General features: G+C 69.1%; 17 protein-coding genes and 1 pseudogene. 10 read left to right on the forward strand and 8 right to left on the reverse strand.

Annotated features, from left to right (window positions below; genetic code table 11):
• Positions 1 to 10: 10 nt before the first annotated feature.
• Positions 11 to 808, reverse strand: coding sequence for a glycosyl transferase family 2 (locus BLW78_RS27810; protein WP_091683346.1), 798 nt, complete (start codon positions 806 to 808; stop codon positions 11 to 13).
• 49 nt (positions 809 to 857) lie between these two features.
• Positions 858 to 1,427, reverse strand: coding sequence for a glycosyltransferase family 2 protein (locus tag BLW78_RS27815; RefSeq protein WP_020093585.1), 570 nt, complete (start codon positions 1,425 to 1,427; stop codon positions 858 to 860).
• 361 nt (positions 1,428 to 1,788) lie between these two features.
• Between BLW78_RS27815 and BLW78_RS27820 the strand changes: the two genes are divergently transcribed.
• The 7 genes and pseudogenes from BLW78_RS27820 (at position 1,789) to BLW78_RS27845 (ending at position 7,341) form a co-directional block, all read left to right on the forward strand.
• Positions 1,789 to 3,006, forward strand: a complete 1,218-nt coding sequence (locus tag BLW78_RS27820; protein WP_091683348.1) for a flagellin N-terminal helical domain-containing protein — start codon at positions 1,789 to 1,791, stop codon at positions 3,004 to 3,006.
• A 311-nt stretch (positions 3,007 to 3,317) separates the two neighbouring features.
• Positions 3,318 to 3,563, forward strand: a complete 246-nt coding sequence (locus tag BLW78_RS27825; protein ID WP_026604999.1) for a membrane-bound lytic murein transglycosylase EmtA — start codon at positions 3,318 to 3,320, stop codon at positions 3,561 to 3,563.
• Positions 3,563 to 3,703 carry a hypothetical protein gene (locus BLW78_RS31545; protein WP_170855268.1) on the forward strand — a complete coding sequence of 47 codons (141 nt, stop codon included), beginning with the start codon at positions 3,563 to 3,565 and terminating at the stop codon, positions 3,701 to 3,703. The genes BLW78_RS27825 and BLW78_RS31545 overlap by 1 nt, the downstream gene beginning before the upstream one ends.
• 104 nt (positions 3,704 to 3,807) lie before the next feature.
• Positions 3,808 to 4,032 carry a hypothetical protein gene (locus tag BLW78_RS31550; protein WP_170855269.1) on the forward strand — a complete coding sequence of 75 codons (225 nt, stop codon included), beginning with the start codon at positions 3,808 to 3,810 and terminating at the stop codon, positions 4,030 to 4,032.
• Between the two features lie 376 nt (positions 4,033 to 4,408).
• Positions 4,409 to 4,696 carry a hypothetical protein gene (locus BLW78_RS27835; protein WP_091683352.1) on the forward strand — a complete coding sequence of 96 codons (288 nt, stop codon included), beginning with the start codon at positions 4,409 to 4,411 and terminating at the stop codon, positions 4,694 to 4,696.
• Between the two features lie 110 nt (positions 4,697 to 4,806).
• Positions 4,807 to 5,198: pseudogene (locus BLW78_RS27840) on the forward strand (LysR family transcriptional regulator); the annotation flags it as partial.
• 250 nt (positions 5,199 to 5,448) lie between these two features.
• A complete protein-coding gene (locus BLW78_RS27845) occupies positions 5,449 to 7,341 on the forward strand; it encodes a TRAP transporter large permease (RefSeq protein WP_091683354.1) in 1,893 nt (630 codons plus the stop codon).
• A 522-nt stretch (positions 7,342 to 7,863) separates the two neighbouring features.
• On the opposite strand, the gene BLW78_RS27850 is transcribed toward BLW78_RS27845, so the two are convergent.
• The 5 genes from BLW78_RS27850 to BLW78_RS27870 all read right to left on the reverse strand — a co-directional run bounded on the left by BLW78_RS27850 (position 7,864) and on the right by BLW78_RS27870 (position 13,477).
• The gene (locus BLW78_RS27850) at positions 7,864 to 9,501 is read right to left on the reverse strand and encodes an acyl-CoA synthetase (RefSeq protein WP_091683356.1); all 1,638 of its coding nucleotides are present in this window, start codon (positions 9,499 to 9,501) and stop codon (positions 7,864 to 7,866) included.
• A complete protein-coding gene (locus tag BLW78_RS27855) occupies positions 9,501 to 10,535 on the reverse strand; it encodes a TRAP transporter substrate-binding protein (RefSeq protein WP_020093576.1) in 1,035 nt (344 codons plus the stop codon). Before BLW78_RS27855 ends, BLW78_RS27850 begins: the two co-directional genes overlap by 1 nt.
• A 230-nt stretch (positions 10,536 to 10,765) precedes the next feature.
• Positions 10,766 to 11,278 (reverse strand): ureidoglycolate lyase, encoded by a 513-nt coding sequence (locus BLW78_RS27860; RefSeq protein WP_091683357.1) that lies wholly within the window; start codon positions 11,276 to 11,278, stop codon positions 10,766 to 10,768.
• A complete protein-coding gene (locus tag BLW78_RS27865) occupies positions 11,275 to 12,114 on the reverse strand; it encodes a bifunctional allantoicase/(S)-ureidoglycine aminohydrolase (protein ID WP_026604998.1) in 840 nt (279 codons plus the stop codon). The genes BLW78_RS27860 and BLW78_RS27865 overlap by 4 nt, the downstream gene beginning before the upstream one ends.
• Positions 12,115 to 12,166: 52 nt before the next feature.
• On the reverse strand, positions 12,167 to 13,477 hold the full coding sequence (locus BLW78_RS27870; RefSeq protein ID WP_091683358.1) for a dicarboxylate/amino acid:cation symporter: 1,311 nt from the start codon (positions 13,475 to 13,477) through the stop codon (positions 12,167 to 12,169).
• Positions 13,478 to 13,685: 208 nt separating this feature from the next.
• On the opposite strand from BLW78_RS27870, the gene BLW78_RS27875 reads away from it, so the two are divergent.
• Positions 13,686 to 14,570: a LysR family transcriptional regulator gene (locus BLW78_RS27875; protein WP_091683360.1), complete on the forward strand. Its 885-nt coding sequence runs from the start codon at positions 13,686 to 13,688 to the stop codon at positions 14,568 to 14,570.
• A gap of 197 nt (positions 14,571 to 14,767) precedes the next feature.
• The gene (locus tag BLW78_RS27880; RefSeq protein WP_091683362.1) at positions 14,768 to 16,582 is read left to right on the forward strand and encodes an acyl-CoA thioesterase; all 1,815 of its coding nucleotides are present in this window, start codon (positions 14,768 to 14,770) and stop codon (positions 16,580 to 16,582) included.
• A gap of 7 nt (positions 16,583 to 16,589) precedes the next feature.
• On the opposite strand, the gene BLW78_RS27885 is transcribed toward BLW78_RS27880, so the two are convergent.
• The gene (locus tag BLW78_RS27885; protein WP_091683364.1) at positions 16,590 to 18,923 is read right to left on the reverse strand and encodes a putative bifunctional diguanylate cyclase/phosphodiesterase; all 2,334 of its coding nucleotides are present in this window, start codon (positions 18,921 to 18,923) and stop codon (positions 16,590 to 16,592) included.
• A gap of 247 nt (positions 18,924 to 19,170) precedes the next feature.
• On the opposite strand from BLW78_RS27885, the gene BLW78_RS27890 reads away from it, so the two are divergent.
• Positions 19,171 to 20,293: methyl-accepting chemotaxis protein (locus BLW78_RS27890; protein WP_091683370.1), on the forward strand; the 1,123-nt coding region annotated here is incomplete at its 3' end.

A 20,293-nucleotide genomic window follows, 5' to 3' on the forward strand; every position in this document is an offset into this window, starting at 1 on the left:
CCCGGCGCCTTCACCAGGGGATGCGACCGAAGCGGTCGACCAGCCGCTGGTACTCGGCGTTGCTCTCGGCCTTGGAGGTGCCGCCCGAGCCGACATCCGAGGTCCCGGAGCCCGGATGCACGAGGCGGCACACCAGCGGCAGGACGAAGCCGTGCCGCACGAGCTGCACGTTGGGGCCGCCGTTGCGCAGGACGTTGGCGAGCCACGGGCGGACCTGGATCGCGTCCTGCAGCGTGACGGGCGCCGTCGCCTCGACGAGGTGGGCGCGGCGCAGGCCGGTCTCGGCGAGGCGGCCGAGCCACTCGTTGTCGTAGTGCCACTTCGCGGCCGGGCTGATCGCGCCGACCTGCGCGAAGGTGGTCCGCCGCATCAGCCAGCCCGACGGCGTCGCGAAGTCGTTGATCCGCACCACCTCGCCGGCCTCGTCGGTCTCGAGCTGCGTCGAGGAGACAAAATCGAAGCTCTCGAGGGCCCTCAGCGCGAAGCCCAGATAGGCGGGCAGCCAGTGATCGTCGTCCTCGAGGAAGCCGACGAGGTCCCAGCTGTCGTCGACGGCGGCGATGGCAGCGTTCAGCGCGGGGATCTGGCCCCTCTGCGGGCCGCGCGCGAAGGTGACCTGCGGGTGCGCGGCGAGCCGCGCCGGGATCTCGATCCCGGGGTCGATCCCGACGAAGAAGTGGATCGTCGCCGGCCGGTCGAGCTCCTGGGCGTTGGCGCTCGCGATCGCGTGCTCCAAAAAGTACTGGCCGGCCTTTCCGGCCAGGGTCGAGGGTTTGAGCCTCGACGGCGTGATGATCGCGATCCTCATTCCCACGCCTCACCGTGTCGGGCGTCGCGCGCCGCGGCGCGGAACGCTGTCAGAGCTTGAAGGATTGCTCGCCGATATGGCCGAGCTCCTTGCTGAGATACGGATCGCACCAGATCCGGAAGCCGGCGGCGCGTGCCCGGTCGCTGAAGTCGAAGTCCTCGCCGATGTTCACGCCGGCTTCCTCGTCGACGCGGAAGCGGAAATAGGGCTTCTTCAGCTTCTCGAAGACCGTGGACTTGATCAGCAGGAAGCCGGTCGGGATCCGGGACATCTCCAGCAGACCCTTCGGCGCGTCGGCCGGCTGCTCCGGGAGGATGTCGCCCAGGAAGTGGAACGGGGCGGTGCGGCGGGAATAGGTCGCGCCGATGATGTCGACCTGCCGCACGAGGAGCTTGAGGAGTGCGTCCTTCGGGAAGGTCATGTCGCTGTCGATGAACAGGACGTACTCCGCCCCGTACTTCTGCGCGTATTCGAGGCCGAGGTTGCGGGCATCGGCGACGATCGACGACTTCCCGACGACGATCGACATCGGCATCTCGCCGAGCGAGTGCATCATCGATCCGAGGCTCACGGCGAAGTCCGCGTGGACCATGGTCCCGCAGGGGATCGCGATCGCCACATGGGGCAACTTCGGCGACGCGGAAGGGGTCGCGGCGCCAACATCACCGGACGCTTGAGCGATCACATCTGAGCTCCCTGCAAGGTGCGCCCCGTACCCGCCGCGCCGACCGAACCGGATCGGCACCGGTCGGGCAGGCGCGACAGACTTGGTTTGCGTCACAGCTTATGGCTGCGGATGGTTAATAGATCTTGAACACGCTCCGCGATCCGTAAATACTTAGCGCCTGAAGGATCGATTCATTAACGATCACTTCGGACACACTGGGAGTCGGCAATTGATTTAACCCCCGCGAAACGTTTGGAGGACGATTACTGGCGTACCCGAGAAACGGGTGCATCAAATCAGAAAGATAAGACCTATGTCCTCGATCACCCTGTCGGCCGCCACGCGTCAGAACCTGCTCTCGCTGCAGGACACCGCCCAGCTGATGGCGACCACCCAGAACCGGCTCGCGACCGGCAAGACCGTCAACTCCGCCCTCGACAACCCGACCAACTTCTTCACCTCCCAGGCCCTCGACGGACGCTCCTCGAGCCTGAACTCCCTCCTCGACGGCATCTCCAACGGCATCCAGTCGATCCAGGCCGCCAACCAGGGCATCACCTCGATCCAGAAGCTCGTGGACCAAGCCAAGTCGATCGCCAACCAGGCGCTCTCGACCCAGCTCTCCACCACCGGCACCGCCGCCAACGCCTACAGCGCCAGCACCGCCTCCCAGACGGTGCTCATGACGATCAACGGCACCTCGGTCTCGGCCACGGTCGCCGCCTCCTCCAGCATCAGCGCCACCGTCGCGGCCCTGAACTCTGCGGTCAGCTCGGCCTCGACCTCGTCGAGCGGCTCGTTCGGCGCCGGCGCGATCTTCTCGGTCGACAGCACCGGCACCAAGATCGTCCTGAACGCCCAGGCGGACGTGGAATTTCAGAACTCCGGCAGCCAGACGGCGCTCGGCTTCACCGCCTCGGCCACCACCGCCTCGACCTACGGCACCGCCGCCAGCACCGTGGTGTCCAGCGACCTGTCGATCTCGGGCGTGACGCAGCGCGCCTCGCTGGCCAATCAGTACAACAACCTGCTCAACCAGATCACGCAGCTCGCCGGCGACGCCAGCTACAACGGCGTCAACCTCATTGCCGGCAAGGGCAATGACCTGAACATCAAGTTCAACGACACCGGCAGCTCGACCCTCAACGTCGCCTCGGTCGACGCCACGGCGAGCGGTCTCGGCCTGTCGTCGATCACCAGCTCGAACAACTCGTCGAGCCAGAACGGCCTCGGCAACTTCCTGCTGAACGCCGACGTCAACAAGACTCTGGCGACCCTGACCAGCGCCGGCAACTCGCTGACCTCCGCGGCGAGCTCCCTGGGCTCGAACCTGTCGGTGGTTCAGAACCGCCAGGACTTCTCCAAGCAGCTGATCAACGTGCTGCAGACGGGCTCGGCCAACCTGACCAACGCCGACCTGAACCAGGAGGCGGCGAACTCGCAGGCGCTGTCGACCCGCCAGTCGATGGGCATCTCGGCCCTGTCGCTGGCCAACTCAGCCCAGCAGGGCGTTCTCCAGCTCCTGCGGTAAGCGAAACGCACCGCGAAACGCCAGAGGCCGGCCGGGGCAACCCGGCCGGCCTCTCTCTATGTCCGCGCCCGCGATCGTGGAGCGCGGCATCCGAAGCCGACGTCGCGCCGGCAACCGCCCCGGCTCGACGGAGCGCCGCGCAGGATCGACGCGGCAGGGCGGCTCCGCGCCGGTGATCCGAAGCTCCCGCCGCCCGCCCTCTGGACAGGACGATCCAGAGCCCGTTGCGACCGCGGGGTTGCCAAGCTTAACCGTATCGGCCAGCCTGTCCGTAGTTACTGCGTACCGACCCGAGCTGAGCCGGAGTGCCGATGCGAGTGAACCACCAGCGCCGTCTCCTCAACAAGGCAGCGGAGGCACGGGATTACCAGATCACGATCCGTCAGAGGGCGGACGCGTCCTGGCCCGGCGACCACAGCCGACTGACGGCGCTCGAGAGCACCGGGCATCTCCGGCGGATCGACCCGCTCGAGGATCCGGGTGGTCCAGTGGCGGTCTGGCAGATCACCGCGGCCGGCCTCTCCCAGCTCCGGGCTCTCACGTCGGGAGCCGAGTGATGGCGTCCGTCAAGATCCGCGCGACCGACGACGGGACCTTCGTGGTCTACCGCAACGGCTCCGCCGTCGCGTCGGGATTGACCCGCGAGCAGGCCGAGCGCTGCGCGACGGTCCTGGGCTGGATCGCACAGGGGCGCTGACGGCGCGGCGGCTATTCGGCGGCCGTCCCGGGGACCGCGTCGCCGAGAGCCTCACGCCGCGCGCTGTTCAGGACGCGCTGACGCGCTCTCGGATCCTGTATCGCGTGCCAGAGGCGAAAGAGTTCGTGCGTCATGCCGAGGTCGACGGCCTCGGCATCCGGTCCGTAGAAGGCCTCGACCGGACAGCCAATGACGGCTGCGATCTCGCGCAGGCGCGCGACAGCTCGAACATCGATGGCCATTGGAGACAGAATTCCTACACGCCGGACGCGCAAGGGCTATCATTGCCCAACCCTGAGCAGCAAGGGATCGCCCTGTACCAGGCCTGATCCGATCGTATCAGTTTGAACACTTCTGGGCATGTGGTCGACACGCTGCGCGAGCGGATTGCAGCGCGTAACCTCACGAAGGCGTGAACAGTCTCCGCACAGACCGGCGCCACCGGCGTGCCGGCGCCCGCGATCTGGCCGGCCACGGCGCGGCTCGTCGTGTTGCGCGACCGGCAGACCGGAGCCGGGGGCACGAATTCGCGCCCCGACCTGTCCTCGCGGGCGCTGAACGGGCGATCGTCAAGCAATCGGCGGGACAGCTGCCACGGAATTAGCGGATGGAAGCTTCCCGTTAACGAAGCGTAAACCTTTGTGACGTGATCCTATGACGGTGGACGGGCACGGGATTCGGCCACGCAGATCGGGCGAGGCTCCGATGATCGTCTTGATAGCCGCAGCCATCGTCAGCGGTCTCGCGACAGCCACGATCCTGGCGCCTGTGAGCGCCCTCGCCGCGCTGATCATCGCACCCCTGGCAGCCAGCGCGTCGGCCATCCTCGCCTGCATCTTCATCGCCTGGCGCAACACGCGCGACGATGTCGGGCCGCCCGACCTCGAGACGCAGGCCGACGCGATGGTGGCGGCCCTCTGCGAGGTTGCCCAGCAGGGCAAGATCGTCCCGGTCGCCGCACCGGTCCGGGTCCGCGGCCACCGGTCGGCCTGATCCCGGAGCGCCGCGACCGGCGTATCGCCGGCCCGGGCCCGATCCCAGCGGCACCGGTCGCGGGCCCATCCTGCCCGGAATGAGGCCGTCCGTACCCCTCTCCGCCGTCCAACCTCTCCCCGAGCGCGGTCAGTCGGGCATCGCGCAGGACGGAAGAGACGCTGGCCGTCCTTCTGTTCGAGCAGTTGGGTCAGGGCATCCCGCGGACCCCTGCGGGAGAGGCGTTGTGCGACCATGTCGGGCGCGCCTCCGCCGAGCCGAACCGCGCCTTCGACCTCGTGGCGCTGCGGCTGGCGCGATTCCTGAGCGCCCATCCGGATTTCGGGGTGCGGCTCGCCGCCCGCATGGACTATGCCCGCCTCATCACCGACGCGTCCGACGCCGACAACGTCTCAGGACTGCCCCGCGGCGAAGGTCCGGTGCGGATGCCGCTGGGTTAGGAGACTGTCACGCTGCTCCGCGACCCGCTCGGGCGGCCCGCATCCGCGAGCCGGCCGACCTGCTGGCGCAGGTCCGCGCGCCGCTGAACGGCAGAGATTCCACAAGGACTGGAAAACGAAGTACGGCGACGGGGCGCGGTCGCATCGTGAGGATGCGTCGGGCAAACTGACCGGGACCGTTTTCCGCAGGATCGGATAACGGTATCGGAGAACGAAGGCGCGCCGAGACGCACCGCAAGACACACGCGAAGACGCATGTGGGGTCGATCCCGCCGCCGGCGGCATCGGGAGCGGCCCCGACGGAGGGGCGCCATGCAGATCGATGTTGCGGCCGTCGAGTCGACGGCGGGGATTGAATTTTCGGGACCGCCGCTGCGCACCCGGGGCTGGCTGCGCCGGGTGGATGCCGGGCTCGGCCACCTCGTGGAGATCCCGGCGGCACTGCTCGTCCTGGCCGAGATCGCGGTGCTGCTCAGCGGTGTGGTCAGCCGCTACGTGTTCCGCGATCCCATCATCTGGTCGGACGAGCTCGCCTCGATCCTGTTCCTGTGGCTCGCCATGCTCGGCGCCGTGGTCGCCTTCCGGCGCGCCGAGCACATGCGCATGACCGCTTTCGTGGCCATGAGCGGCCCGCGCCTGCGCGCCTTCCTGGAGACGGTCGCGCTGGTGGCCGGCCTGATCTTCGTCGCCCTGCTGCTGGAGCCGGCCTTCGAGTTCGCCAGCGAGGAGACCTTCGTGCAGACGCCGGCGCTGGAGCTGAACAACGCGTGGCGCGCCGCCGCCCTGCCGATCGGCCTCGGCCTCATGCTGATCGTGGCGCTGATCCGACTTCTGGAGACCGCCGACTGGAAACTGACCGTGGGGGCGCTGATCCTGGGGGGCGGTGTTGCCGCCGCGCTCCTGGCGCTGCAGCCGTGGCTCGCCAACCTCGGGAACCTCAACCTGCTGCTGTTCTTCGTCGTCGGTGTCGGCGCGCTGGTCTTCTCCGGCGTGCCGATCGCCTTCGCGTTCGGCCTGTCGACCTTCGCCTACATCACGCTGACCACCGACGCGCCCTCCATGGTGGTGGTCGGCCGCATGGACGAGGGCATGAGCCACCTCATCCTGCTCGCCGTGCCGCTGTTCGTGTTCCTCGGCCTGCTGATCGAGATGACCGGCATGGCCAAGGCCATGGTCGGCTTCCTGGCCTCGCTGCTCGGCCACGTCCGCGGCGGCCTGCACTACGTGCTGGTCGGCGCCATGTACCTCGTCTCGGGCATCTCCGGCTCCAAGGCCGCCGACATGGCCGCCGTGGCGCCCGTGCTGTTTCCCGAGATGAAGGCCCGCGGCGCCAAGGAGGGCGACCTCGTGGCCCTGCTCGCCACCACGGGCGCGCAGACCGAGACGATCCCGCCCTCGATCGTGCTGATCACCATCGGCTCGGTCACCGGCGTGTCGATCACCGCCCTGTTCACCGGCGGCCTGATGCCGGGCCTCGTGCTCGCCGCGACGCTCTGCGCGCTGGTCTGGTGGCGCTACCGCCGCGAGGACCTGAGCCACGTTACCCGACCGTCCGGCCGGGTCATCGGCCGCGCCTTCCTGGTGGCGATCCCGGCGCTGGCGCTGCCCTTCGTGATCCGCTTCGCCGTGGTCGAGGGCATCGCCACCGCCACCGAGGTCTCGACCATCGGCATCGTCTACGCGGCGCTGGCCGGCCTGCTGATCTACCGCCAGTTCGAGTGGCGGCGGCTCTACCCGATGCTGGTGACCACCGCGACCCTGTCGGGGGCGATCCTGCTGATCATCGGTGCGGCCACCGGGATGGCCTGGGCGCTCACGCAGTCGGGCTTCTCGCAGACGCTCGCCGAGGTGATGAAGAGCCTCCCGGGCGGCGCGCTCGGGTTCCTGTTCGTCTCGGCCTTCGCCTTCATCATCCTGGGCTCGGTGCTGGAGGGCATACCGGCGATCGTGCTGTTCGGGCCGCTGCTGTTCCCGATCGCCCGGGCGGTGGGCGTGCACGAGGTCCACTACGCCATGGTGGTGATCCTCGCGATGGGCATCGGCCTGTTCGCCCCGCCCTTCGGCGTCGGCTATTACGCCGCCTGCGCCATCAGCCGGATCCATCCCGATGCCGGGATGCGCCCGATCGTCGGCTACATCGTGGCCCTGCTGGTCGGGCTGCTCGCCATCATCCTCGTCCCCTGGTTCTCGATCGGCTTCCTCTGACGATCTCCACCGCGGGGACGCGCCGCGCGCGATCAGATCATGCCGGCGCCGCCGGTCCGCGCGATCCGCTCGCGCTGCTCGGCGTAGCGTTCGGCCGCGGCGCGCCGCACTGCCCCCTCGAGCCGGCTGACGAGATTCGCGAGGGTGGTCATCGTGCCGAGATCCCGGTCGTGGCCGGGCGGGGGCCCGGCGTGCTGCACTGCAATATGGGCGCGGCTCCGGGGACATGTCAGGGTCTGCATCTCGGAGCTGTCATGCAACGAGATCATGATGTGCGCGGAGGGATGTGGACCGGCCCGACTTACCGCTCGGACTGTCTGCCACCAATCGGACCCCTTAGGTCGACGCGGCTCGCTGAAACTGCATCCCGCATATGGAGGCCGATTCCGCCTCTGGCGTCCTCGAGAGCGAAGTGAAGCGATCCAGGGCGGCGCGTCCACTGAGATCGTGGCGCTGACTGGATTGCTTCGCTCCGCTCGCAAAGACGGGATGCCGCATCAACCGGATGGGATCGCGACAGCCCTATCGGGCCTGCGGCCTCGCCTGCCCGTCGAGGGGCAGGTCGCCCCGCGCCTCAAGTCCCTCGCGGATCGCGCGCTTCGTCACCTTGCCGTAGCCGGATTTCGGCAGGGCCTCCCAGAAGAACACGCGCCGAGGCAACTTGTAGCGGGCGACAGTCGCGGACAGCCACGCGATCAGCTCTCCCTCCTGCACCGCGGCCCCGGGACGGGCGACGCAGACCGCGACGCCGACCTCGCCCCAGCCGGGATCCGGGACGCCGAGAATCGCGGCCTCGGTGATCGCCGGATGCGTGAGGAGCTTCTCCTCGATCTCGCGCGGATACACGTTGGAGCCGCCAGAGATGTACATGTCCGAGGCGCGGCCGGTGATGAACAGGAAGCCCTCGGAATCGAGATGGCCGAGATCGCCGGTCCGGAACCAGCCGTCGCGGAACGCCGCCGCGTTGGCCTCCGGATTGTCGTAGTACCCCGCGAACACGGCCGGGCCGCAGACGCAGATCTCGCCGGTGGCGCCCGGCGGGCACTCGCGGCCCTCCGTGTCCTGGATCTGGACCTGCATGCCGGTGCGCTCGAATCCGCAGGTGCCGACCTTGACGTCCGGCCCGTCCTCGGCAGCGTGCAGGCGGGGCGGCAGCACGGTGATGTTGCCCGTCACCTCGCCGAGGCCGAAGTATTGCACCAGCACCGGCCCGAGCACCCGCAGCGCGTGCTGCTGGTCCGCCCGGTACATCGGCGCGCCCGCGTAGATGACGTGGCGCAGGCTGGAATGGTCGTGCGTCGACACCGCGGGGTGCTCAGTCAGCAGCTTGACGATGGTCGGCACGGTGAAGAGATTCGTGACGCGCCACGCCTCGATGAGAGCCCAGACCTCCTCGGGATCGAGCCGCTCACCCGCGGTCAGCACCGTCTTGGTGCCGGCCGCGACCTGCGCGAGCTGGTGGATGCCGGCGCCGTGCGAGAGCGGCGCCACGACCAGGGACGCGTCGGCCTCCGTCGTGCCCGGCATCAGGTCGCAGAGGTGATTGGTGATGACGAAGGCCATCTGGCCGTGGGTCAGAACCGCCGCCTTGGGGCGGCCCGTCGTGCCGGAGGTGAAGAAGAACCAGCACGGATCGTCGTGCTCGACATCGGCAACGGGCGCGGCCGCGCCCAGATGGTCGGCGACCAGCGCGTCGTAGCCGGCCCCGAAGGCCGCGTCGCCGATCGCCACGACGCGGTCCAGGTCCGGGCAGGCCTCGCGCACCGCGGCGGCGTGCTCCGGGAAACCCGCGCCGCAGATCAGCGTCGAGGCGCCGCTGGCACGGGCGAGATAGGCGATCTCCGCAGTCGTCTGCCGGAAATTGGCCGGCACCCAGACGGCCCCGAGCCGGAAGCAGACGAACATCGACTCGAACAGCTGGTTGCTGTTGCGCGCCTGGACCAGGACGCGATCACCCTTGGTCACGCCACGGGCGGCGAGCGCCGCCGCCATCGCGTCGACCCGGGCGTCGAGCTCGGCCCAGGTCCAGCGCCGCTCGCCCCAGGCGAGCCCCACCGCGTTCGGAAATCGGCGCGCGGCGCGGCGCAGGAAATGGGCGAGATTCATCACCCGCCGGGAGCACGGCGCGACCCCGCCGCGCGGCGCCCCCGCGGCGCCCATCAGGTGAGCTTCCCGCAGGCCTTCTCGAGCAGCGACCAACCCTCGTCGCCGTACCGGCCCTTCCACTCGGCGTAGAAGCCGGCCTTGCGCAGCTTGTCGCGGAAGGGCTCCGGGTCGGGCTTGTTGAAGACCATCCCGTTCTTCGACAGGTCCGCCTGCAGGTTGGCGTTGAGCTGAGCGACGTCGGCCCGCTCCTTCATCCCGGCGGCGTTGATGTGGCGGGCCACCGTCTCGCGCAGGTCCGCCGGCAGTCGCTCCCAGGCGCGGCGGTTCGCCAGGAACCAGTACCCGTCCCACATGTGGTTGGTGAGCGAGCAGTACTTCTGCACCTCGTAGAACTTCGTCGTGGAGATCACCGCCAGCGGGTTCTCCTGGCCCTCGACGATCTTGGTCTGCAGGGCCGAGTAGGTCTCGTTCAGGTTGATCGACGCGGGAGCCGCGTCGAAGGCCTTGAACATCGAGGTCCAGAGCGGCGAAACCGGGACGCGGATCCGGAAGCCCTTGAAGTCGTCGGGCGTGGCGATCGGCTTGGTCGACGAGGTGGTCTGGCGGTAGCCGTTGTCCCAGATCTTCTCCATGGCGACGAGGCCGGCCTTGGCGATCTGCTGGCGGACCCAGGCGCCGAGCTCGCCGTCCATGGCCGGCCAGACGGCGTCGTAGCTCGGAAAGGCGTAGCCGATACCGTTGATCGACGCGTTCGGCACCAGCGTCGAGAGGATGAGCGGCGACATCGTGAAGAACTCGACGCTGCCCGAGCGCAGCTGGCTGAGCGTGTCGGTGTCGGAGCCGAGCTGGCTCGTCGGGAAGATCTTGAGGTCGAACCGGCCGCCGGTTTCCGTGCGCAGCGCCTCCGCCATCTCGCGGGCGCGGATATTCATCGGATGCGTGTCGGGCAGGTTGTTGGCGTACTTGTACGTGAATTCCGCCTTCTGCGCCCGCGCCACGTGCGGTGCCGCCACGGTACCGGCGATGAGGGCCGTCGAGCCGGTCGCCAGGAATCGGCGGCGGGACAGGGGCGTGCGGTACGGGGACATGGCGGCCTTTCCGGTGCGGGCGCGGGGCCCGGCGTTTCCTCGGGTCCGCGTTGGTGCGGACTCCTGATTGCGGCCTCGATAGCCGCTGACCGGTGCCAGTCAACGGACTTTCGCGGCCGCGTCCCCGGGAATGATTGCATCCGGCCGCCGCTGATACGGGGCGACCGGAGGCGGCCCCGGCCGCGCGAGACCGTGGCGACGCGACGATGGCGCGGATGGCGCGCTCGGCCTCAGTCCCGGCCGGGCAGATGCACCGTCCAGGGTTCCTCGAAGGTGTGTTCCTCGAGGTTCACGCCCGGGCCGCCGCGGTCGACCACGACGAAGTCCTGCGGCTGGCCGTAGGGCGTCAGCACCCCGTGCCACGTGTTGCGCGCGTAACAGACCCCCTGCCCCGGCGCCGTCACGAAGGCCTGGGGCGGGCCGGGACGGCCCTCCGCGTCCGGGCAGACCACCACCAGGAACGGCGCCGCGCTCAGCGGCAGGAACGCCTGCGCGCCCAGCGGGTGCCGCTCGACCAGGCCGAGCCGCAGCGGCACCGGGTAGGGCTGCGCCTCGACCAGCCCGATCACCACCCGCGACCCCTCGCCCACGACCTCGACCGCCGCCAGATCGTGGAAGCGCCGCGCCATCCCGCCGTTCATCGGCCGCGGCGCCGCCGCGGCGGCGTCGATCACCGTGCCGAACGGCGCGAACGCCTCGGCCGTCAGCGGCCGGGCGACGACCGTGCGGGCGCCCGCGCTCACCGGCCGAGCCCGCGCGGCGCCAGCGCCGGGTGGCGGTTGACGTCCTTGTACAGCAGGTACCGGAACGGGCCCGGCCCGCCCGCGTAGCAGGCCTGGGGGCAGAAGGCGCGCAGCCACATGAAGTCGCCCGCCTCGACCTCGACCCAGTCGCGGTTGAGCCGGTAGACCGCCTTGCCCTCCAGCACGAACAGTCCGTGCTCCATGACGTGGGTCTCCTCGAATGGGATCGAGGCGCCCGGGCGCATGCTGACGATGTTGACGTGCATGTCGTGGCGCAGGTCGTCGGAGGCGACGAAGCGGGTCGTCGCCCAGGCGCCGTCGGTGCCGACCATGCCGGCCGGCTCGACCGCCGATTCGTGGGTGACGAAGGACGTCGGCGCGTCGAGGCCGGCGGCGGGCTGGTAGGCCTTGCGGATCCAGTGGAAGCGCGCGGGCGCGTCGCCGTCGTTGCGCAGCGCCCAGGCCGCCCCGGGAGCGAGGTAGGCGTAGCTGCCCGGCCGCAGGGCGTGCCGCGCGCCCTCCAGGGTGAGGCTGGCCGTGCCGGCGACCACGAACAGGACGCCCTGGGCCTGCGGCTCCGGCTCGGGGGCCTGGCTGCCGCCGCCGGGGGCGACCTCCATGAGGTACTGGGCGAAGGTCTCGGCGAAGCCCGAGAGTGGCCGGGCCACGATCCAGGCCTGGGTCCTGTCCCAGCCCGGCAGGAGGCTGGTGACGATGTCGCTCATCACGCCGTGGGGGATCACCGCGTAGGCCTCGGTGAACACAGCGCGGCCGGTCATCAGCCGCGTCTGGCCGGGTAGGCCACCGCACGGGGGGTTGTAGGCTCCAGCGCTCATGGTCGGTCTCCAGAATTCGACTTCAAGCTGTAAACGTCTGTCGGGGAGCTGGTCACGCGGTACGCGGCTCGGCGACGGGTGCCTCGAGGATCTCCGCCGTGTCGGTCGTGTCCTCGCCGTTCAGGACGCGGTTGGCCCGCACTCGGTCGATGTCGCCTTCCCAGGCGGCGATGACGACGGTCGCGACGCAGTTGCCGATCAGGTTCCCGAGGGCGCGGGCGATGCCGACGAACCAGTCGACCGACAGGACGAGGACCAGCCCGATCACCGGGATCTCCGGCACCGCCGACAGCGTGGCGGCGAGGACGACGATCGCCGAGCCGGGCACGCCGTGGGCGCCCTTGGAGGTCAGGAGCGCGATGCCGAGGATCAGCATCAGGTGGCCGAAGGACAGGTCCGTGTTGGTCGCCTGGGCGATGAACACGGTGGCGAGGGTCAGGTAGAGCGAGAAGGCGTCGAGGTTGAAGGAGTAGCCGGTCGGGATCACGAGGCCGACGGTGGATTCCTTGATGCCGAGCCGCTCCAGCTTGCGCATGACCTGCGGCAGCACGCAGTCCGACGAGGCGGTGCCGGCGACGACGGTCAACTCCTCGCGCAGGTAGGCGAGCAGCTTGAAGAGGCTGAATCCCGCGAGCCGCATGATGCTGCCGAGCACCACGACCACGAAGAGCGCGACGCCGGCGTAGAAGAGCATCACCAGCATGCTGAGCTGCTTCAGGGACCCGACGCCGTACTTCCCGACCGTGAAGGCGACCGCGCCCAGCACGCCGAGCGGCGCCAGCCGCACGATGAAGCCGATGATCCGGAACAGGACCTCGGTGATGCGCTCCAGGCTGTCGGCCAGGGGCTTGCCGCGCTCGCCGAGGAGCGAGAGGCCGGCCCCGAACAGGATCGCGAGGAGCAGGACCTGGAGGATGTCGCCCTTGGCGAAGGCGTCGATGAAGGTCGTCGGCACGATCTTCATCAGGAAGTCGACGGTGCCCGTCACCTGCCCGACCCGGTCGGTGTAGCTGGCGAGCGACTTGGCATCGAGGGTCGCCACATCGACGTTCATGCCGTGACCGGGCGCGAAGACGTAGGCGAGGACGAGTCCCAGCGCGAGCGCGATGGTCGTCACCACCTCGAAGTAGATCAGGGACTTAAGCCCGACGCGACCGACCTTCCGGAGGTCGCCCGCGCCGACGATGCCGTGCACGACGACGCCGAAGACCAGCGGCGCGACCACCATCTTGATGAGCTTGATGAAGACGTCGCCCAGCGGCTTGAGGGTGACGGCGAAGTCGGGCCAGAGCCGGCCGACGAGGATGCCGATCATCAGGGCGGCCACAACCTGCCCGAACAGCGACCCGAACAAGCGCTTCATCGCGATCTCCCTCGGAAGGCTCGCCGCGACCCAACCGCGATCGTCCCGCCTCTCATGGGCGGGTCCGGTCGAGCCCGACCGCGCGGCGCGGCGCCATTGTGCAAAGCGATGCCTGCTCGGCCTTCCCGGCGGCAAAATCGTGCCGAACGATCTAGACGTCAAATATCTATTTCATTTAGTTTGAAACGCTCAGAGTTTTAATCCGCCCATGGAACTGCGCCATCTCCGCTACTTCGTCGCTGTGGCGAAGCACCTGAGCTTCACCGCCGCCGCGGAGAGCCTCGGTGTCGCGCAGCCGCCGCTCAGCCAGCAGATCCGCGATCTGGAGGCGGAGATCGGGACGGCTCTCTTCGAGCGGACGACCCGGCGCGTGGCGCTGACGCGGGCCGGCCACGACTTTCACGTTCAGGCGATCGGGCTCCTGGAGCGGGCCGCCGAGGCCGTCGAGCGCGCCCGGGCGATCGGCGCGGGCACCGCCGGCATCATCAATGTCGGCCTGACAGGCTCGATGCTCGCGGGGCCGCTCGGGCACGCGATCCGGGATTTCGCGCAGGTCTATCCCGCGGTGGATCTCCGGATCCACGAGATGTCGCCGGATCGCCAGATCGCGATGCTGAAGGCGGGGCAGACCGACGTCAGCTTCCTGCGAGCCCCGCCGCAGGATGCCGATCTGGTCCGGGTCCGCGCGTGGAGCGAGACCGTGCAGGTCGTCCTTCCCAGGGGGCACCGTCTCGCGCGGGGCAGCCTCCGGCTCGCCGACCTGCGCGACGAGCGGTTCGTGTTCCTCCGGATGTCCGATTCGCTGTTCGCCAAGTATCTCTGGGATTGCTGCGTCGAGGCCGGGTTCGTCCCCACCATCACCCATCAGGCCGTCGAGGCGGCCTCATTGACGAGCCTCGTCGCATCCGGCCTGGGCATCGCCATCATCCCGGAATACGTCGCCCGGCTGGCGCATGCCGACGTGGTCTACAGGCCGCTCGAGGGACCCCGCATCCGCGCCGACGTCTTCGCGCTGTGGTCGCCCGCGAAAGCGGCCCTGGTCTGCAACTTCGTCGATCTGGTCCGCGACGGTCGGAAGACGCTCGCCGACTAGGCGGATCACCCGGGCCTCGGCGCCGTGGCGGGTGCCTGTAGGACACGCGCGCCCCTCGGATCGCCGGCCGTGGCGGAGCAGCCCGATGCTTTTCCCTCACTGAATTTCTTGTATCCGCCTTCTTTTGGGTTCGCCATATTCCCGAAACGAATCTGATACGCTATTGCAGCTTAAGGTCCGGAGCGCTTGAAGCCACAATGCCTTCCCAGTTCATCCGCTCCGCGGCCTGGGCACCCACGATTGCTTTGTCGTGGTTCTGGGGGCTCGGGTTTTTCTACGCGATCCATGTCACGCTGACATACGGCTGGCTCGGGTTCCTTGCCTTCGCCTTGCCGAACGCGATCGGTCTCGGCCTGTTCGGCTGGATGCTCGGCGCGCCCCGTCGGAATCTCGACGCGATCGTGGCCGCCGTGCAGGGCCCCTACGCGCTCCTGTTCATGGGTGCCCAGTTCTTCGCCGTCGCGATCACGATCTTCGGCTTCGCGGCCTACGCGTGGCTTCCCCTGTTCGGCCACGACGCCGCCGTGGCCGTGATCGCATTGGTCCTCGTCGCCTGCTCGCTCGGCCACGCCGTCCCGCTGCGCGGGATCCGCATCGTCCATTGCGGGGCGCTGGCGGTCGGGCTCGCCGCGAGCGTGATCCTGCTCGGCGGTCTGTCCGCGCACCGGGACGGCTGGGACGTCCCGCTGCAGGCCTTCGACGAGCGCTTCTACGGGCTCGTCGTCCCTTCGCTGGTCGGCTTCCTGCTCGGCCCCTGGATGGACATCCAGCAGTGGCAGCGGGCGGTCGAGATCCGGCGCTCGGGCGGGTCGGTGCGCGCGGCCTACGTGACCGGCGCGCTCTTCTTCCTCGGTCTCCTGACGATCAACGCGCTCATCGCCGCGCGGGCGGGGCTCGGCATGCCGGTCGTCTCGTCCGACGGCCTGTCGGGAGCCTACGCGGCCGTGGCGCAGGCGATCGGGCGCGAACCCGCGACCGGCGTCGCGGTGGCCTTCGTGATCTGGACGGCGATCGCCGCCGCGACCACGATCGACAGCTTCTACAGCGCCACGCGCTGGCTCGGGATCTCGGTCACGGCTCGCAGCAATTCCCCGCTCCTCGCCTTCGTGCCGGCCGGCCTCGTGGCGTCGCCGGTCTGGATCCTCGGTGCCGCGCTCGCCACAGCGGCGGCGGCGATCTGGGCGAACCTCTCGCTCCTCTACCTGATGATGCCCTTCGCCACGCTCCTCGTCGGGGCGGCGGCGTGTCTCGTGTGCGAGACGCTCGGCGCGACCCGCCGCTACGACCCGGTTCTCACCTCCATGATCGGGGCGACGGCGTGCCTGATCTTCGTGACGGGCTATCTGGCCCCGAGCTGGGCGCTGCTGGCCATCGCGCCGCTGATCGGCCTGATCGGCGCACTCCCGATGATCGCCGAGGTCCTCGGCTGGCGCGCGCCGCCGCCGGTCGCGGAGCTGATTCCGGCGGCGGAGCGGGCGCCGCGGGCGGCGCCGGTGCCCGTGGCGGTGGACCAGACCGACGCCGTCGCGTCGCACGGGTTCGACGGGCACTGGTTCGTCCTGCGCCTCATCCCGACCTACGACGACACCAACTCGGTCGGGAACGTCTACTTCGCCAATTACGTGCGCTGGGTGGGCAAGGCCCGCGAGCTGTTCTTCAACATCTGCATGCCAGATTTCGACCTGAAATCGACGGACTTCTACATCCTGACGAAGTCCTTCCAGCACGACTTCCGCCGGGAGGCGATGGAATTCGAGCCGGTCACCGTCCGTATCTCGATCGCGAGCCACAACCGGAAGTTCGTGACCCTGGCGCACGAGATCCACAGCGAGGTCAACGGCCTCCTCGGCCGGGGCGAGCAGTCGCTGATGTTCGTGGACACCGTCCACTATCGCCCGCTCGATATTCCGCGGGCGATCATCGAGGGCTTCCTGCCCTATTGGCCGAAGACGTCCCCGCACGCCGTCGCGGGCGGGAGCGGCACGACCGGCGTCGCGCCGCTCGGCGTCTGACCGCGCCTCACGCCGCCCGAACCGCCGCCGGGAGGAGTTGACGGCTGCGCGCCAGCGCGGCGGCCTGCTCGACCGGCAGCGGCTTGCTGAATAGGTAGCCCTGGAACTCGTGGCACCCCTGCTCCAGCAGGCAGGCGCGCTGGGCGTCCGTCTCGACGCCCTCCGCGGTGATCGTCATGTCGAGGCTCGTCGCCATGTCGATGATCGCGTTCACGATCGCCGCAGCGCTCCGCTCCTGCGGCAGGTCGCGGACGAAGCTCTGGTCGATCTTGATCTTGTCGAAGGCGATCCGGCGCAGGTAGCTCAAGCTCGAGTAGCCGGTTCCGAAATCGTCGAGGGACAGCCGCACGCCCATCTCGCGGAGCTTGGCGAGCGTGGCGTTGATCGCCGGCGTGGCCTCCAGGAACACCGATTCGGTCACCTCCAGCTCCAGGCGCGGGGCGGCGAGCCCGCTCGTGCGCAGCGCGGAGCGGACGAGTTGCGTCAGGTCCGAGTGCCGGAACTGCCGCGGGGACAGGTTGACGGCGATGCGGACATCTCCCGGCCAGCCCGCCGCGATCCGACAGGCCTCACGGAGGATCCACTCGCCCAGCGGTATGATCACCCCGGTCTCCTCGGCGAGCGGGATGAAATCCCCGGGCGAGACGAAGCCGCGCACCGGATGCTTCCACCGGATCAGCGCCTCGAAGCCGCGCACGCGGCACTCCTTGGCCGCCACGATCGGCTGGAAGTAGAGGACGAACTCGTCCCGATCGAGGGCGCCCCGCAGGTCGGCCGTCAGGGCGCGCCGCGCCTCGATCCGCTCATCCATCTCCGCTTCGTAGAAGCGGTAGCCGTTCCGGCCCTCGCTCTTCATGCGGTAGAGGGCGAGGTCGGCCCGCCGCATGATCTCCTGGCACCCGTCCTGCGGGGCGATCGCGATCCCGATGCTGACGCTGACGGACAGCCGGATGCCGTCGATGGTGAACGGCGACGCGAGCGCCTCGACGATGCCGTTCGCGAGCGACTCGATGCCGTGCAGGTCCCGGGCGCTCCGTCCGGTCGCGAGAACCGCGAACTCGTCGCCCGCCAGACGGGCGAGCTGGACGTCGGACGCCTCGAAGCTCCGCAGCCGCTCGGCGACCGATTTCAGGAGCCTGTCGCCGGCCGCGTGGCCGAAGGTGTCGTTGACGCTCTTGAACTCGTCGAGGTCGAGGGCGAGCACGGCGAACCGGTCCCCCTGCGCGAGCCGTTCCCGCGCCGTTTCCTGGAGCTGATGGAACAGGACCCGGTTGGGCAGATCGGTCAGGGAATCGTGCAGGGCGAGATACGACAGCCGCTCCTCGGAGCGCCGCTTCTCGGTCACGTCGGAGCCGACGCCGCGATAGCCCGAGAAGGCACCGGCCCGGTTGAAGGTCGGCTTGCCGCTGAGGCACCACGTCCGCCGCTCGCCGGCGATGTCGAGCTGCAGGTGCAGGTTCCGGAACGCGCGCCGCTCGGCGATGCAGCCCCACAAGGTGGTGCTCGAGTGGCTCCTGGGCGGCGCCACCGGCGGCAGCAACAGCCGCTCCAGGGGCAGGCCCATCAGCTGGCGCTCGGAGGAGCCGGCGACCTCGATCAGGCGCGGCGAGACGTGCTGGAGGCGCAGGTCGGCATCCGTTTCCCAGAGCCAGTCGCTGGCGCTCTCCTCGAACTCGTTGAGCAGGAGGTGGGTGAATTCCTGCTGCCGTTCCAGCTCAATCTGCGCGATGACCCGCATCGTCAACAGCCGGCTGAGATGCACGATCGTGAAGCAGATGAAGATCGCGTAGAAGAACAGCAGGACCGCGACGTAGATGTAGAAGGGCTCCCCGGTCGTCGCGAGGGCGATGAACGAGCCGAGGATGATCAGGCCGGAATAGCCGATGGCGACGCGGGGCAGCACCGCCGCGCTCATGCCGGTCGCGATCAGGCCCGCGATGCTGGAGGCGATCAGGAGCCGCCCGTGCGCATCGGCCCCGGCGAAGAGCATGACCGGGATGGAGGCCAGCAGGAGGCCGTAGGCCTGGGCGGCCAGCACCACGCCCTGGACGAAGGAGGACGGCACTTCGAGGGGTTTCGGACGGGAGCGCCAGCGCCAGCACTGCTGGAGCGAGACCACCGCCAGGGGCAGGACGAGCGCCTCGAGCCCGGCGAGGTAGACCCGGTTGCCCGGTTGCCAGAACAGGTAGACGATGACCTGTACGACGCTGAGGCTCACAAGAATCGTGAAGGGGACCAGACGGAGCGCGACGTCGAGCTGCTCGACGCGGGCGCGCGCGCGAAGGTTCGCGTCGAGTGGATCCGCTTTGCGATCGGTATCGATCAGGAAAGAAATCAACATCTCGCGCGACGCAAACGCCCTCTGAAAAAACTTTACGATCGAAAACTGCGGCTCTCGCTATTTAGATGCATACACAATCGCTCGCTTGCACAAGTACAAGTCGCTCGTCGGTTTACAATTCGTAAATATCGCACCGGCACCCGGCGCTGCGGCTCGCATCCGCCGGGCGGCGGCGCTAAGAGGCGAGCGCGCCCCGGTCGCGGCTCAGCCAGAGCCGTCCGCCGGGCCGCGTAGGATGAAGCAGACGATGCCGCAAACGCTGGGCCTCAACCGCATCCTGGGCGGTGCGATCGGTGTCATCGCCCTGGTGTCGGTCCTGACCAGCGGCGCGGTCCTGATCACGGCCGATCAACTGCGGGACGCGACCGATGCCCGGAGCCGGTCCAACCAGCTGATCCGCGCCCTCGACGGCTTCCGCGCGGCCATGCTCAACCAGGAGACCGGAGTGCGCGGCTACCTGATCACGGGCCGCGACGGCAGCCTGGAGCCCTACCGCACGGGGCGCCAGACACTGGACGAGGCGATCGACAGGCTCAGGACCCTGATCGGCCACGATCCCGAGCGGACGCGCCTCTTGGCCGACGCGGTGGCCGCGGCCCGCAGCTGGCAGACCGAGGTCGGCGAGGTCGTCGTGCGAATCGCTGCCGATCCGGCGAAGCGTGACGAGGCGGTCAAGATCGAGGCGGACGGTCAGGGCAAGCGGCTGTTCGACACCTTCCGCGAGAAGCTCGCGGCCATCGAGGGTCTCGAAGGAGCGGTTCGGGCCGCGCTGGCCGATCGCGTCGCGCGGAGCGAGCGCAACGAGGGCCTCGCCCTCTGGGGCGGAACGCTGATCACGCTGCTGATCTGCCTGGGCATCGGGATCGCCATCAACCGCCTCGTCGTCAGGCCTCTCGTGGCGGTGATGGGCTTCGTGGGACGGGTCGGCGAGGGCGACCTGTCGAGCACGCTCGATGTCCGCGCCGGCGGCGAAGTGGGCCGTCTGAGCACGACGCTGAACACGATGGTCTCGGGTCTGTCGGACCTTGCGCGGACGAACCGGGCGGCGACGGCGGACCTGAACGCGGCCGCGGCCGAGATCCGCGCCTCGGCGCAGGAGCAGGCGGCCTCGGTCGAGCAGCAGTTCGCCGCCGTGCAGGAGACCGCCGCCACGGTCGACGAGATCACCCATTCGGGGGCGCAGATCTCCAAGCGCGCCACCGAGGTGATCGCCACCGCCCAGGCCACCGCCCAGACCTCGCGACAGGGGCTGCGCGCGGTCTCCGACACCGCCAAGGCCATGGACGCGATCCGCGAGCAGGCGGAGGCGGTGGCGGGCAACATCGTCAGCCTGTCGGAGAAGACCCAGACGATCGGCGACATCATCGAGA

Source organism: Methylobacterium sp. 275MFSha3.1, assembly GCF_900108435.1.
GTDB lineage: Bacteria > Pseudomonadota > Alphaproteobacteria > Rhizobiales > Beijerinckiaceae > Methylobacterium.

Coding starts and splice junctions, on each gene's coding strand:
- BLW78_RS27880 (WP_091683362.1), top strand. CDS start 14,768: ATGCCTTCCCAGTTCATCCGCTCCGCGGCCTGGGCACCCACGATTGCT.
- BLW78_RS27875 (WP_091683360.1), top strand. CDS start 13,686: ATGGAACTGCGCCATCTCCGCTACTTCGTCGCTGTGGCGAAGCACCTG.
- BLW78_RS27850 (WP_091683356.1), bottom strand. CDS start 9,501: ATGGGCGCCGCGGGGGCGCCGCGCGGCGGGGTCGCGCCGTGCTCCCGG.
- BLW78_RS27825 (WP_026604999.1), top strand. CDS start 3,318: ATGCGAGTGAACCACCAGCGCCGTCTCCTCAACAAGGCAGCGGAGGCA.
- BLW78_RS27855 (WP_020093576.1), bottom strand. CDS start 10,535: ATGTCCCCGTACCGCACGCCCCTGTCCCGCCGCCGATTCCTGGCGACC.
- BLW78_RS27865 (WP_026604998.1), bottom strand. CDS start 12,114: ATGAGCGCTGGAGCCTACAACCCCCCGTGCGGTGGCCTACCCGGCCAG.
- BLW78_RS27870 (WP_091683358.1), bottom strand. CDS start 13,477: ATGAAGCGCTTGTTCGGGTCGCTGTTCGGGCAGGTTGTGGCCGCCCTG.
- BLW78_RS27885 (WP_091683364.1), bottom strand. CDS start 18,923: ATGTTGATTTCTTTCCTGATCGATACCGATCGCAAAGCGGATCCACTC.
- BLW78_RS27845 (WP_091683354.1), top strand. CDS start 5,449: ATGCAGATCGATGTTGCGGCCGTCGAGTCGACGGCGGGGATTGAATTT.
- BLW78_RS31545 (WP_170855268.1), top strand. CDS start 3,563: ATGGCGTCCGTCAAGATCCGCGCGACCGACGACGGGACCTTCGTGGTC.
- BLW78_RS27820 (WP_091683348.1), top strand. CDS start 1,789: ATGTCCTCGATCACCCTGTCGGCCGCCACGCGTCAGAACCTGCTCTCG.
- BLW78_RS27835 (WP_091683352.1), top strand. CDS start 4,409: ATGATCGTCTTGATAGCCGCAGCCATCGTCAGCGGTCTCGCGACAGCC.
- BLW78_RS27810 (WP_091683346.1), bottom strand. CDS start 808: ATGAGGATCGCGATCATCACGCCGTCGAGGCTCAAACCCTCGACCCTG.